This window comes from Microbacterium murale, from assembly GCF_014635185.1.
GTDB classification, from domain to species: Bacteria; Actinomycetota; Actinomycetes; order Actinomycetales; family Microbacteriaceae; genus Microbacterium; species Microbacterium murale.
Genome location: NZ_BMCM01000004.1, coordinates 152,971 through 166,006, shown reverse-complemented (window position 1 = coordinate 166,006; position 13,036 = coordinate 152,971). Strand labels below are relative to the sequence as shown.

Annotated in this window: 12 protein-coding genes and 1 tRNA gene; 9 read left to right on the top strand and 4 right to left on the bottom strand. The window is 67.5% G+C overall.

Going from position 1 to position 13,036, the window contains the following annotated elements:
• Positions 1-206 precede the first annotated feature (206 nt).
• From IEV67_RS13145 to IEV67_RS13135, 3 genes are read left to right on the top strand one after another with little or no spacing between them, the layout of a single operon-like run.
• Positions 207-1,136, top strand: a complete 930-nt coding sequence (locus tag IEV67_RS13145) for a type II CAAX endopeptidase family protein (RefSeq protein ID WP_229703109.1) — start codon at positions 207-209, stop codon at positions 1,134-1,136.
• Positions 1,137-1,145: 9 nt separating this feature from the next.
• Positions 1,146-2,423: a sensor histidine kinase gene (locus IEV67_RS13140; protein ID WP_188437029.1), complete on the top strand. Its 1,278-nt coding sequence runs from the start codon at positions 1,146-1,148 to the stop codon at positions 2,421-2,423.
• Positions 2,420-3,085 (top strand): response regulator, encoded by a 666-nt coding sequence (locus IEV67_RS13135; protein WP_188437028.1) that lies wholly within the window; start codon positions 2,420-2,422, stop codon positions 3,083-3,085. The genes IEV67_RS13140 and IEV67_RS13135 overlap by 4 nt, the downstream gene beginning before the upstream one ends.
• 22 nt (positions 3,086-3,107) lie before the next feature.
• Here the strand turns inward: IEV67_RS13135 and IEV67_RS13130 are convergent, their stop codons facing one another.
• The 3 genes from IEV67_RS13130 to IEV67_RS13120 are packed head-to-tail and all read right to left on the bottom strand — an operon-like array spanning position 3,108 to position 5,857.
• On the bottom strand, positions 3,108-4,019 hold the full coding sequence (locus tag IEV67_RS13130) for a pseudouridine synthase (protein ID WP_229703148.1): 912 nt from the start codon (positions 4,017-4,019) through the stop codon (positions 3,108-3,110).
• Between the two features lie 39 nt (positions 4,020-4,058).
• Positions 4,059-4,553, bottom strand: coding sequence for a MarR family winged helix-turn-helix transcriptional regulator (locus IEV67_RS13125; protein ID WP_188437026.1), 495 nt, complete (start codon positions 4,551-4,553; stop codon positions 4,059-4,061).
• Between the two features lie 59 nt (positions 4,554-4,612).
• The gene (locus IEV67_RS13120; protein ID WP_188437025.1) at positions 4,613-5,857 is read right to left on the bottom strand and encodes an HNH endonuclease signature motif containing protein; all 1,245 of its coding nucleotides are present in this window, start codon (positions 5,855-5,857) and stop codon (positions 4,613-4,615) included.
• Between the two features lie 126 nt (positions 5,858-5,983).
• Here IEV67_RS13120 and IEV67_RS13115 point away from each other — a divergent pair.
• From IEV67_RS13115 to IEV67_RS13090, 6 genes are all read left to right on the top strand, one after another.
• A tRNA-Gln gene (locus tag IEV67_RS13115) sits at positions 5,984-6,055 on the top strand.
• Between the two features lies 1 nt (position 6,056).
• A complete protein-coding gene (gene glmU / locus IEV67_RS13110; protein ID WP_188437024.1) occupies positions 6,057-7,487 on the top strand; it encodes a bifunctional UDP-N-acetylglucosamine diphosphorylase/glucosamine-1-phosphate N-acetyltransferase GlmU in 1,431 nt (476 codons plus the stop codon).
• Between the two features lie 7 nt (positions 7,488-7,494).
• The gene (locus IEV67_RS13105; RefSeq protein WP_188437023.1) at positions 7,495-8,529 is read left to right on the top strand and encodes a ribose-phosphate diphosphokinase; all 1,035 of its coding nucleotides are present in this window, start codon (positions 7,495-7,497) and stop codon (positions 8,527-8,529) included.
• 42 nt (positions 8,530-8,571) lie between these two features.
• The gene (locus IEV67_RS13100) at positions 8,572-9,048 is read left to right on the top strand and encodes an FMN-binding protein (protein ID WP_188437022.1); all 477 of its coding nucleotides are present in this window, start codon (positions 8,572-8,574) and stop codon (positions 9,046-9,048) included.
• 5 nt (positions 9,049-9,053) lie between these two features.
• Entirely contained in the window at positions 9,054-9,923 is an 870-nt protein-coding gene (locus IEV67_RS13095; protein ID WP_188437021.1) for an FAD:protein FMN transferase, read from the top strand.
• Positions 9,924-9,938: 15 nt separating this feature from the next.
• On the top strand, positions 9,939-11,513 hold the full coding sequence (locus IEV67_RS13090; RefSeq protein ID WP_373284481.1) for a flavodoxin reductase: 1,575 nt from the start codon (positions 9,939-9,941) through the stop codon (positions 11,511-11,513).
• Here the strand turns inward: IEV67_RS13090 and IEV67_RS13085 are convergent.
• Complete coding sequence (locus IEV67_RS13085; protein ID WP_444543180.1) at positions 11,507-13,030, bottom strand: sensor histidine kinase; 1,524 nt, start codon at positions 13,028-13,030, stop codon at positions 11,507-11,509. The genes IEV67_RS13090 and IEV67_RS13085 overlap by 7 nt on opposite strands.
• Positions 13,031-13,036 lie beyond the last annotated feature (6 nt).

Sequence of the window (13,036 nt, the reverse complement as noted above, 5' to 3'; positions counted from 1 at the left end):
CAGGCGAGAACCCGCACGATTCGTGTCAGCGAACACATTCGACGTCCCCGAATGGTTTTCGCGGACGAACGTGCGAGCGGGCGGCCCGCATTGCATCCTTCGATGGAGGCTCGGTTCTTCATCCTTGCGCCGCTCGATCGTGCGCTCCCCGATTCCTAGCGTCGTAGTGCGGGTCGAAGACACCCGCCATGACGGAAGGAAATCGAATGTCGTCCCAATCTCTCGCCCGTACACCGGGCATTCTCGCCCCGCCTGAACGGCGAGGTCTGCTCGGCCTGATCGCCCGGCATCCGCTCATCTCTTTCTTCGCGCTCGCGAACGCACTGAGCTGGTTGGCATGGATCCCGTACATCCTGTCGAACAACGGCCTCGGCCTGTGGGACTACGATTTCCCGGTGCTTCTGGGCACGAGCCAGCTTCTCGGCGTGCTGCCGGGCGCGTACCTCGGGCCGATCACCTCCGCTCTGCTGATCACCGCTCTTGTCGACGGCAGGCCGGGCCTGCGTCGGTGGGCGGGGCGTCTGTGGCGCTGGCGCGTGAACTGGCGCTGGTATGCGCTCGCGCTGATCGGCGTCCCGGTGGCGCTCGTCGCAGGCAGCTTCGTGTTCTCCGGTGGGGTCGTGCAGGCGCCATCGATCGCGGCACTCGCCTTCCTCCTGCCCGGACTGGTGCTGCAGATGATCACGACCGGCCTCGCCGAGGAGCCGGGCTGGCGTGACTTCGCGCTGCCTCGCCTGCAGAGTCGATTCAGCCCTCTGGCATCGAGCTTCATCCTCGGCCCGCTGTGGGCGCTGTGGCACTTTCCGCTGTTCCTCACCGAATGGGGCGGATACCCGGACGCGGACTGGACGAGGATGCTGTACTTCACCGGCTTCTGCATCGCGTTCAACGTCGTGATGTCGTGGGTGTTCAATCGCACGAACCAGTCGCTGCCGCTCTCGATGCTGATGCACGTCGGCGTGAACAACACGGCGTCGATCCTGCTGCCCGACATGTACCCGACATTGGACGGTGGGACCCTCTCGCTCATGCTCATGGTCATGGCGACGATCGCGGCGGTATGGATCGGGTGGGCGACGCGGGGACGGCTCGGAGTGCCCGCTCCCGGCACTGACCCGGCGATCGCCAGGCAATAGACTCCGGACATGGCCGTCGCCGACACTCTTCGCGCTCCGCGTGCGGGAGACATTGCCATCGCGGGCGTGACGGGTGCAGTCGCATTCAGCGCTCTGCTGCTGATCCGCCAGCTGCTCGCCGATCTGCCTGAGCGGGAGCCGGCGACGCCGGCCGTCGGCACGGCGTCCTGGTGGTTGGTCGCCGCCGTCATCATCGTGCAGTGCGTATTGCTGTCCTGGGCGCGCCACGCGCCCAGGACAGTGGTGCTCTCGGTAGCCGTTGTGGCGTTCCTGTTCGCCTTGACCACGCCGGGCGCCGTCTTCGACATCGCCACATTCGCAGTTCCCGTGGCGGTGTTCTTCGGGTTCGGCGTGGCGCCGACGCGCAGCGCATGGGTGATCTGGGCGAGCGCGGCGCTCCTCGTCGCGGCCGGGAGCATCGTCAACGGCATCCTCGCCGAGGGCGCAGAGCCGATACTCGCGTTCGGCGAGGCCGCGGTGCAGATCGGCGGTCTGTTCGTCATCCCGTTGCTGCTCGCAGCCGTTCTGCGCGCCAGGCGGGAATCGCGTGAGTCTCAGCGGCGCGAGCTCGACGCGCTCCGGCGAGAGCGGGACGCCCTGGTCGATGCGTCGGTGGCACGCGAACGCACGGCGATGGCGCGGGAGCTGCACGACATCGCGGCTCATCATCTTTCCGGGATCGCGCTGATGGCCTCGGCGGTGGAGCGGCAGATCGGCACCGATCCGGATGCCGCGCGCGATGCGGCGGTGCAGATCCGCGCCGAGAGCACCGCTGTGCTTCAGAACCTGCGCCGCGTCGTCGGTCTGCTCCGCGATGACGGTGCAGCGGGGCGTTCGGTGGAGACGTTCGCCTCCCTGCCTGATCTGGTCGAGCGCGTGAGCGCCGACCACGACGCTGACGTGCAACTGCGCATGCTGCGATCCGCATCCGGTCGTCCGTTCGGATCCGGCGTGGGCCCGCTCGCCCAGCTCGCCGCGTACCGCACCGTCCAGGAGGCGCTCGCGAACGCGGCGATGCACGCCCCCGGTGCAGACAGTGTCGTCGAGATCGACGACACTGATGCGGCGGAAGTGCGCATCGTCGTGCGCAACGCACCGGCGGTCACGACGCCTGAGCCGCCATCGGGCGGTGGATACGGACTCGTCGGCATGCGCGAGCGCGCCGATCTCGTCGGGGCGGAGCTGCATCACGACCGCACGAGCGAAGGCGGCTGGGAGGTCAGGCTCGCGATTCCCCGCGAAGGCGTGGTCGACGAAACGGGGCCTGATAAGGAGCACGCGACATGATCAGAGTGCTGATCGCCGACGACCAGGCGCTCGTGAGGGCAGGGCTGTCCGCCCTGCTCGACGCGGAGGACGACATCGAGGTCGTGGGCGTCGCCGAGGACGGCATCCAGGCTCTCGATCTCGCCGCCGAGCTCCGCCCCGACGTGGCCTGCCTCGACATCCGGATGCCCGGACGCGACGGCATCGAGGTGACCCGCGAACTGTCCGCACCCGAGAAGGGAGCGCCGGTTCCGGTGCTCATCCTCACGACGTTCGACCTGGACGACTACGTCTTCGGTGCGCTGGAGGCTGGCGCCGCCGGATTCCTCCTCAAGGACGCGGAGCCCGAGATCATCATCGACGCGGTGCGGCAGGTCGCCGCCGGGCACGGCACCATCGACCACGCCCTCACGCGCCGCATCCTCCGGGAGTTCGTGCAGCGCCGTCGTCTCCAGCCGGTCACGGCACAGCGGGCGCATGACGTGCTGACGATGCGAGAGCGGGAGATCCTCCTGCTGCTGGCACAGGGCATGTCGAACGAGGAGATCGCCTCATCGCTGGTCGTCGAGGTGTCGACGGTGAAGTCTCATCTGGCCAGGATGCTGCCCAAACTCGGGGTCCGCTCACGGCTGCAGGCGGTTGTCTGGGCCTATCAGAACAGAGTGGTCGCTGTTCCGGAATGACCGGGGCGCGACGGGACGGCGATCAGCGTGGAGCGTAACGCAGTGTCTGCCGCGTGCGGAAGTCCCGCTCTTCACCACTGAGCGGGTCGACAAAGCGCAGCTCTCGGGCGAGAAGCTGCAGAGGACGGTCGTGGTCGTCCGGTTTCTCGTCCGTGAGGATCGGATACAGATTGTCGTGCAGGATGCCGAGACCGATGCTCGCGAGATGCACACGCAGCTGGTGCATCTTGCCGGTGTGCGGGCGCAGCAGCGTGTGGACGACGTGCTCGTCGGCGTCGATCAGCTCGATGAGCGTCTCGGAGTTCGGCTCGCGGTCGGCGTCGACATCGACGCACACCTGACTGCGCAGTTTCTCGATGTGCAGCCGCACTGTGCGAGGAAGATCGTTCGTCCACTCGGCAGGCCGCGTTGACACCGCCTCGTACACCTTCTCGATCCTGCGACGTTGGAACAGGGTCTGATAGGCGCCGCGGGTCACGGGGCGTGCCGAGAACATCAGCAGTCCGGCGGTCGCGCGATCCAGGCGGTGCACCGGAGCGAGATCGGGGTTGTCGAGCAGGCGGCGCAGACGCACGAGTGCGGAGTTCTGCACGTACCTGCCCGCGGGCGTCGACGGAAGGAAGTGCGGCTTGTCGATCACGACCAGATCCCTGTCCTCGTGCAGGATCTCGATGTCGAACGGGATGTGCGTCTCCGCAGGCGGCTCGCGGTAGTACCAGACGAACTCCTCCGCGCCGAGCGGTGCGTGACGGGTGACGGGTGAGCCGTCCATCGCGACGATCTCACCGTCGTCGAAACGTGTCAGAAGCTGCTGGGAATCGAGGTGGAAGAAGCGCTCGACCATGTACGCGCTCACGGTGGGCCACGGGCCGGTGAGCGGCACGTGCAGGCGCGTGGCACCGACGCCGTCGCGCACGGGCAGAGGAGAGCGCATCGCCATCAGAACACGCTCCTCATCAGAGCAGGCCCGCCATCATGAGTCGTAGCTCAGGCTGAGCTTGCGCAGCAGCGCTGCCATCCGGTCGCGGTCGGCGCGGGAGAGCGCCTGGAGCAGTTCGGCTTCGACGTCGACGAGGCGGGTGATCGCGGCATCCACTCGCATCTGGCCGTCCTCGGTCAGGGTGACGAGCACGCTCCGGCCGTCGCCGGGGTCTGCCTCGCGCCTGACGAAGCGGCGCCCGACCAGCCGGTCGATCCGGTTCGTCATGGTGCCGCTGGATACCAGCGTCTGCTGCAGCAGCTGCTTGGGCGAGAGCTGGAAAGGGGTGCCAGCGCGCCGAAGCGCCGAGAGCACATCCCACTCCCACGGCTCGATGTCGCTGCGGCGGAACACGTCGCGGCGCGCGCGATCGAGGTGCTTGGAGAGCCGGTCCATCCTGGACAGCACCTCGAGGGGAGAGAAGTCGAGATCGGGGCGCTGTGTGTTCCACGCGCCGACGATCCGGTCGACTTCGTCTGCCTCGCTCATCCTTCTATTATCCGTCGAAGCGCCCGCGCTCTGACCAGGTGGTGACCGTGCAACTCGATTCAGACGAACATCACTCGCGGTTCGGGGGTGTCGATGTACTCGCGTCCGAGGGGACTCGTCCACACCAGAGTCCCCTCCGACTGCTGTCGAACGGTCCATCGATGTCGTGCATCGACGTCCGGATGCTTCACCGGATGATGACTCGTGCAGAAACAGGCGAGATTGCACAGTGAGGTCGCCCCGCCCCGCGCGCGGTCGTGATTGTGGTCGATCTGGCACCGGGAGGTCTTCGCCCGGCAACCGGGGAACCGGCAGTGCTGATCTCGAGCACGCAGGTACCTCTTCATGCGACTGGAGGGGACGTACGTGTCGACGTTGGTGACCATGCCGTCGGGATCGAGGAACAACCGGGAGAAGCTCAGCGCCCGACCTGCGATGCTGCGGGCGAGGTCGGGGTGGATGGGCCCGACACCGTCGAGTTCGGCCATCGCGTCGTCCCGGCCGGCCAGCGTGCTCGCCGCGATCGTCACCTGCACGTTCGGGCGGAACGCATCCATTTCCGTGCCGGTGGCGGTCGAAGCCATCGCGGTCAGCAGCAGATCGCAGAACAGATCAGCGCGACGCTGGTCCATCGTGCGGTCATCGTCCATCGCTGCCGCCATCGCTGTGAGACGGTCGAAGATCGCATAGGCGAGAACTTCCGGGATCACTCCGATCAACTGAGCAATGCCGTCGCACGTCGGGCGCACGCTGACCTCGCGCTCATCCCGCGCCTCGCGGTGCGCCTGTTCCTGTGTGACAGGTCGTAGCGCCGCGGTCACGGAACGCGCGTGTGCTCGTGTTCGGGGCGCGGTCGTGTTGCACGCGTACGGGACGACGTCGTGCTCATAGGCGGCTCGAAGCGTCGCACCTCCGTCAGCGGCATCGTGCTCGCCTTTCGGCGCTTCTTCAAGGATCACCTCGGCGTGACGGCGACTGATCCGCCCCTCGGCGAGCGCCTCGAGCGTCGCGGGAAAATCTCGGACGAGCACCGCGGCGACCGCGAACTGGTTCGTCATCACACCGGGTGCGACATGACCCGCCGCAGCGAACTCGGAGACCATCGAACGCTGCGCCATCGAGCTGTGGATGATCTTCGGCCCGGTCTCGTAGGCAAGAAGCTCGTCGCGTTCGGCGAGTAGGCGCATCCGGCGGGCTTCGAGCCGCGCGATCTCCGCTCCGACGTCGACCCATTCGTCGAGCAGCACAGCCCGACGGTCGGTGTCGACCCCCAGGTCTGTTCGATGCTCTGCGGTGATGGGCATACTCAAGTATCGAACAGAACTACGAGTAATGCAAGAAGTTCTGTGAACTGATTTCGAATCTATCCACACCTGCGAATCGTCGGGCGACCGGCATGGCAGAATCGTCTGGTGGCCTCAGGGTCGCGGTCCGCCGTGGTGTAATGGCAGCACGACAGCCTTTGGAGCTGTTAGGTCTAGGTTCGAATCCTGGCGGCGGAGCATGACGGAGAACAAGCTCGCGATCATCGTGCTCGCCGCAGGTCAGGGCACCAGGATGAAGTCCAGACTGCCGAAGGTGCTGCACCCGATCAGCGGCCGCCCGCTGGTGGGGCATGTGCTGAAGACCGCGGCTGCGCTCGGCGCCGCGCACGTCGAGGTGGTCGTGCGCCACGAGCGTGACCAGGTGGTGGCAGCGCTCGCCGCAGACCATCCGCACGTGACGTTCGTCGACCAGGACGAGGTCCCAGGAACCGGGCGTGCGGTACAGGTCGCGGTCGATGCACTGCCCTCCGACTACGACGGCGACGTGCTGGTCCTCTCCGGTGACTGCCCGCTGGCGGATGCCGAGACGCTGACCGCCTTCATCGCCGCGCACAGAGCGGCCGGCGCCGCTGCGACGCTGATGACGGCAGTCGTGGCCGATCCGACCGGCTACGGCCGTGTGATCCGGGATGCCGGCGGCGGTGTCGACCGCATCGTCGAGCAGAAGGACGCCACCGTCGACGAGGCAGCCGTCCAGGAGATCAACGCGGGAATGTACGTGTTCCGTGCCACCACGCTGCGCGAGTACCTCCCCGCGATCGGCGTGGACAACGCTCAGGGCGAGATGTATCTCACGGATGTCCCCGGGCTCCTGCGCCGCGACGGCGGCCGGGTCGCGGCATCCGTCGTCTCTGATGTCACGGTGACCTACGGGGTCAACGACCGCGCGCAGTTGGCAGAGGTGGGTCGTCTGCTGAACGCCCGCATCGTGCGTCGCTGGCAGCTCGAGGGCGTCACGATCGTCGACCCGGCGACCACCTGGATCGACGACGACGCGAAGCTCGCAGCCGATGTCACGGTCCTGCCGAACACGCACATCGTCGGTGCGACGGTCATCGAGCCCGGCGCCGTCGTCGGACCCGACACATCGCTCGTCGACTGCGAGGTCGGTGCGGACGCCGTCATCCGCCGCTCGGAGGCGACCCTCGCCGTCATCGGCGCCGGCGCCACGGTCGGACCGTTCTCATACCTCCGGGCGGGCACGACACTTGGTGCGGGCGGCAAGATCGGCGCCTTCGTCGAGACCAAGAACGCGCAGATCGGCGACGGCAGCAAGGTGCCGCACCTCTCTTACGTCGGCGATGCGACGATCGGCCGTGGCGTGAATCTCGGCGCGAGCACGATCACCGCGAACTACGACGATGTGAACAAGCACCGCACCGAGATCGGCGACGAGGTGCACACCGGCTCGCACACGGTGCTCGTCGCGCCCGTTAAGCTGGGAGCAGGTGCGAAGACCGGTGCAGGCGCCGTCGTCCGCAAGGACGTCCCCGCCGGAGCGCTGGCCATGAGCGTGGCCCCGCAACGCAACATCGAGGGCTGGGTCGAGAAGAACAGAGCAGGCACGGGTGCGGCGGATGCCGCAGCTCGAGAACAATCGGCGGAATAGGCGGACCATGGCGCGCAAGAAGAAGACCGTTGAACTGGATCGGGACAACGGTGTCGCGCCGGGACTCGTCGCCAAGACGAAGAAGCGACTCGTCATCGCGGGCGGGCGCTCTCACCCTGCCCTGACGTCAGCGGTCGCCGCGGGCCTCGGCACCGAGATCGCCCCGACCGAGCACCGCACGTTCGCGTCGGGAGAGATCTACTCCCGCTTCGAGGTGTCGATCCGCGGCTGCGACCTCTTCCTCATCCAGACCTTCGGCGAGCCCGTCAACGAATGGCTCATGGAGACGCTCATCATGATCGATGCCGCCAAGCGCGCATCGGCCAAGCGCATCACCGTCGTCGCGCCGTACTACCCGTATTCGCGTCAGGACAAGAAGGGTCGTGGCCGCGAGCCGATCAGCGCCCGCCTCGTCGCCGACCTGCTCAAGACAGCCGGCGCCGACCGCGTCATGAGCGTCGACCTGCACGCCGCGCAGATCCAGGGCTTCTTCGACGGTCCAGTCGATCACCTGTTCGCCAAGCCCGTTCTCCTCGAGTACTTCCGTGAGAATCTCACCGCCGAAGACCGCGAGACGCTCACGATCGTCTCGCCAGACATGGGTCGCGTCCGCGTGGCCGACACCTGGTCAGACAGCCTGGATGCTCCGCTTGCGATCATCCACAAGCGCCGCGACCCGAAGATCGCCAACCAGGTCTCGGTGCACGAGATCGTCGGCGCCGTCGAGGGTCGTACGTGCCTGCTGGTGGACGACATGATCGACACCGGTGGCACGATCGTCAAGGCCGCGCAGGCACTGAAGGCAGCGGGCGCCCGACGGGTGATCGTCGCCGCCACGCACGCGATCTTCAGCGATCCGGCCAGCGAACGGCTGCAGGATGCATCGATCGACGAGGTCGTCGTCACCGACACGATCCCACTCACCGAGTCGCGTCGCTGGGAGGGGCTGACGATCCTCCCGATCGCGCCACTGCTCGCGCGCGCGATCCACGAGGTCTTCGAAGACGGCTCCGTGACCAGCATGTTCGGCGGCGACGCGTAACAGCACAGCCTGCCCATAGCGGGTCGACATAATCTCGGAACCATGACCAGCCTGAGAGTCTCCTCCTCCGTTCGTAAGGGTGCCGCTGTCGTAGGTGTCGCCGGTCTTCTCGCTCTGACCGGGTGCTCCGGTGCGGCCGACGCCGAAGATGCGACCGACAGCAGCACGACGACCGACAGCGGAACAAGCACCGACACGTCGACCCCGTCATCCGACACCGGCGCCTACGCTGACGGCACGTACTCGGCCGACGGCTCGTACCAGACCCCGGAGACGGTCGAACAGATCTCTGTCACGCTCACGCTCGAAGCCGGCGTCGTCACCGATGTCGAGGTGACCGGCGACCCGCAGGCCCGCGAGACCGAGCAGTACCAGGGCCAGTTCATCGCAGGCATCGCCGAAGAGGTCGTCGGTGTGTCGATCGATGAACTGAACGTCAGCCGCGTCGCAGGGTCATCGCTCACGAGCGGCGGATTCAACTCCGCCGTCGAGGACATCAAGGATCAGGCCGCAGCCTGAGCACCATGTCCGTCTGGCGCTTCGACGCGATCGGCACGCGCTGGGAGATCGAGACCGAGAGTCTGCTTGATGACGACGAGCGCGCCGCGGTGGATGCGGTGATCGTCGCCTTCGATCGCACATGGTCGCGATTCCGCGCCGACTCGCTCGTATCCTCGCTCGCCCGCACCGGTGGTGAGGTGCCCAGCCCAGCGGATGCCGTGGCCATGCTCGATGCGTACCGCGAACTCTCCGACGCCACAGACGGCGCCGTGAACCCGTTGGTGGGGGAGAGCCTCAGCGCACTCGGGTACGACGCCACGGTGTCCCTCGTCGCGGGTGCGCCCCGGCCCGCGCCCGCCGGCTGGGCCGGCATTCTCACCTGGACCGACTCGCGTCTGACCGTCGCATCCCCGAGGCAGATCGATGTCGGCGCCCTCGGCAAGGGTCGCCTCGTCGACCTGGTTCTCGCGGAGCTCGCCGGCGTTCGCGGCAACGTCACCGTGGATGCCGGTGGCGACATCGCCGTGCGCGGCGATGAGGTGCGCATCGGACTCGAGCACCCGTTCGACCAGACGAAGGCCATCGGCGTCGCGAGCATCCGCGACCAGGCGCTGTGCGCCTCGGCCATCAACCGGCGTGCATGGGGAGACGGACTGCATCACGTTCTGGATGCCCGTACCGGTGTTCCGGTGCGCACGTGGGCCGCGACGTGGGCGATCGCACCGGATGCGATGCACGCGGATGCCGTGGCCACGGCCCTGTTCTTCGACGGAGGGGCAGAACTCGCCGCACGCTGGGGCGTGGAATGGGTGCGCATGAGCACGGCCGGCATCGCCGAGCGCTCGCCGAACTGCCCGGTGGAGCTCTTCACGACCCCCGGCATCCGCAGATAGGGAAGAGTTGTACTCGTGACGTTCTCATTCACGGCCATCCGTCAGCGGGTTCTGGCGGTTCTCGGTGCGATGTCCATGTATCGCCTTGTGCTGTACTCGCTGGTGGCTCTCGCTCTGATCGCTCTGGTGCTGTCGACCTTCGGCGTGATCGTGTCGCCGACGCCTCTCGAACTCCTGGCATCGTTCGTCGTGCTCGCGCTCGTCATCTCGGCGGTCGATGCCGGCGTGCAACGACTGCTGCACCTGCCGTGGCGCATCGAGTCCTCGCTCGTGACCGCGCTGATCATGCTGTTCGTGATGCGCCCTGGTGTGGAGCCCGCAGCACTGATCGGCCTCGCACTGGCCGGCATCCTCGCGAGCGTGTCCAAGTACCTGATCGCCTGGCGAGGCCGTCACATCCTCAACCCTGCGGCATTCGGCGCCGCGGTCGTCTCGGTCATCGGCTCGTTCGGTGCGTTCGAGTGGCTCGGCACCTCGGCCTCGTGGTGGGTCGGGAACGGCGCGATGGCGATCCCGGTCGCCGTGCTCGGGCTGGCCGTCCTGTGGCGCACGGAGAAGGTGCGCGTCGTCCTCGTGTTCCTACTGATCGCGATCGGTACGGCCGTCGTCCGCCAGGCCGTGCAGGCTCAGCAGTTCGACATCGACTTCGACATCGCGACGGCGTTGCAGTTCGCGGTGCTGCAGAGCCCGTTCCTGTTCCTCGGCGCCTTCATGGTGTCCGAGCCGTTGACGCTCCCGCCTCGGCGCTGGCAGCAGTTCTGGGTCGCGGGGCTCGTCGGCGTGCTCGCCGGATGGCCGATCATGGTGGGCGGGCTGTTCACGCTCGGCCAGGAGCGCGCGCTGCTGATCGGCAACCTGCTCGCGTTCGCCTTCGCACTGCGCGGCTCGGTGCGCCTGACGCTCGAGAAGCGCGAGTTCATCACCCCGACCGCGCAGGAGCTCACCTTCCGCGCCAGGGGGAAGCTCAAATTCCTGCCCGGTCAGTACCTCGAACTCGACGTGCCGCATCACCATCCCGACGCACGAGGCACCCGCCGGGAGTTCAGCATCGTCTCGGCCCCTGCCGATCTGCCGACGCTGCGCATCGCGTACAAGAACGGTGACCAGAAGCATCCGTCCTCGTACAAGCGGGCGCTCGCGGCCGCCGAGCCAGGCGCCACGCTCGCCGTCACCGGCACCTGGGGCGACTTCGTGCTGCCGAAGGGCGAGGCGCCTGTGCTGATGGTCGCCGCAGGCATCGGCGTGACGCCGTTCGTCTCGCAGCTGCGACAGCTGCATGCCGAAGGGCGAACGCGCGATGTCGTGCTGGTCTACGTCGCGGCAGAGGCGTCAGAGCTCGCGTTCCGCGCGGAACTCGCCGAGACCGGTGTGCCCACGATCGTGTTCTGCCGCGACCGGCCCGAGGGCCTTCCTGACCACTGGGTGTGGGCGCAGGGCATCCGCCTCGACGCGGCCGGCCTCGAGCGCGTCGTGCCCGACATCGCCGCGCGCCACACCTTCATCTCCGGTCCGCCGCGGTTGATCGCCGACCTCGCGCCGGCGCTGCAGAAGGCGCACTCGGTCACGACCGACGCATTCGCCGGCTACTGAACAGCGCCCTCCGGGGTTCCGTCGGGCGCGATCCGGTGATTGTCGAAAGCTCCGGATGCCGGCGTCAGCGGGAAACGAACCGTGAACGTGGTGTCGCCGGGCTCGCTTTCCACAGCGATCGTGCCGTGATGGCCCTCGACGATGGCCTTGGCGATCGCGAGACCGAGACCCGTGCCGCCGGTCTGGCGTGCACGGGAGCTGTCGCCTCTCGCGAAGCGGGCGAAGAGCTCTTCGCGCACCTGCGGATCGATCCCTGGGCCGTCATCGCGCACTCGGATCACGGCTTCATCGCCCTCCTTGGCCACGCTCAGCGTGATCGAGGTACCGGCCGGAGTGTGGGTGCGGGCGTTGGCGAGCAGGTTCGCGACGACCTGATGCAGCCGCCCCGCGTCGCCGAGCATGACCACCGGCTCCTCCGGGACGTCGATGTTCCAGTGGTGCTCCGGAGCCGTCGGACGTGCGTCGGTCAGTCCTTCGAGCGCGAGCTGCGTGAGGTCGACCGTGCCGTGCACGAGCTCCTGACCCTCATCGAGACGTGCGAGCAGCAGCAGGTCCTCGACCAGGCGCGTCATCCGCAGAGACTGCGCCTGGATGCGCTCCAGCGCCGTCTGCGCCGTCTCCGGCAGTTCGCGATCGCGCAGCGACAGCTCGGAGTATCCACGGATCGATGCCAGCGGCGTGCGCAGTTCATGACTGGCGTCGGCGACGAACCGTCGCATCCGCTCCTCGTTCTTCTGCCGGGAAGCGAGGGAGTCGTTGACGTGATCGAGCAGCGTGTTCAGCGCAGCGCCCACCATCCCGGTCTCGGTGCGCGGGTCCGCTTCGGATGCGGGGACGCGCTCGGTGATGGTGACCTCGCCGCGGTCGAGAGGCTGATTGGCCACCCTGGTCGCCGTTCCAGCCACCGCACGCAACGGACGCAGGCTCACGCGGATCGTGATCGCCGTCGTGAGTGCGAGCAGGATGAGTCCGCCGAGTGTCGCGAGCGCGATCACGGTGAACAGCTGTGCCATCGTGCTCTGGATCGCATCGCGGGGGAGGCCGGTGACCACCGTGATCTTGTCCGAGAACTGTGTGACAGAGGTCTGTGTGACGGTCAGCTGGTACGAGCCGCCGCCTGGCCCCGCGAAGGTGATCGATCCCGAGCCGCGGCCGCTCAGCGCGTCGTTGATCGCGGTGAGCTGATCGTCGCTCAGGTCGCGTACGTCTCCCGAGCCATCCACCAGCACGCCGCTCGCGCCGCTGTCGGGCGCAGCGATGGCGAGGAGGAGTCCGGTGGGAGGAGGCGCGACATTCTCCATCGTCGACTGTGCCGTCAGCCGGGTGTCATGCAGCGCCGCCGGAATCGACGCCTGCGTGACCAGGTTCGTGGTGCGGCCGGACAGCGACCTCAGCTGCTCGGAGAGCTGTCCCTCCTGCGCTGATCCGAGCAGCGTGCTCGTGATGACGGCGACGATGATGAGGATGAGCGACACGAACCCGATGACGGCGGCCATCAGCCGCGTCTGCAGAGTCAGCGGGCG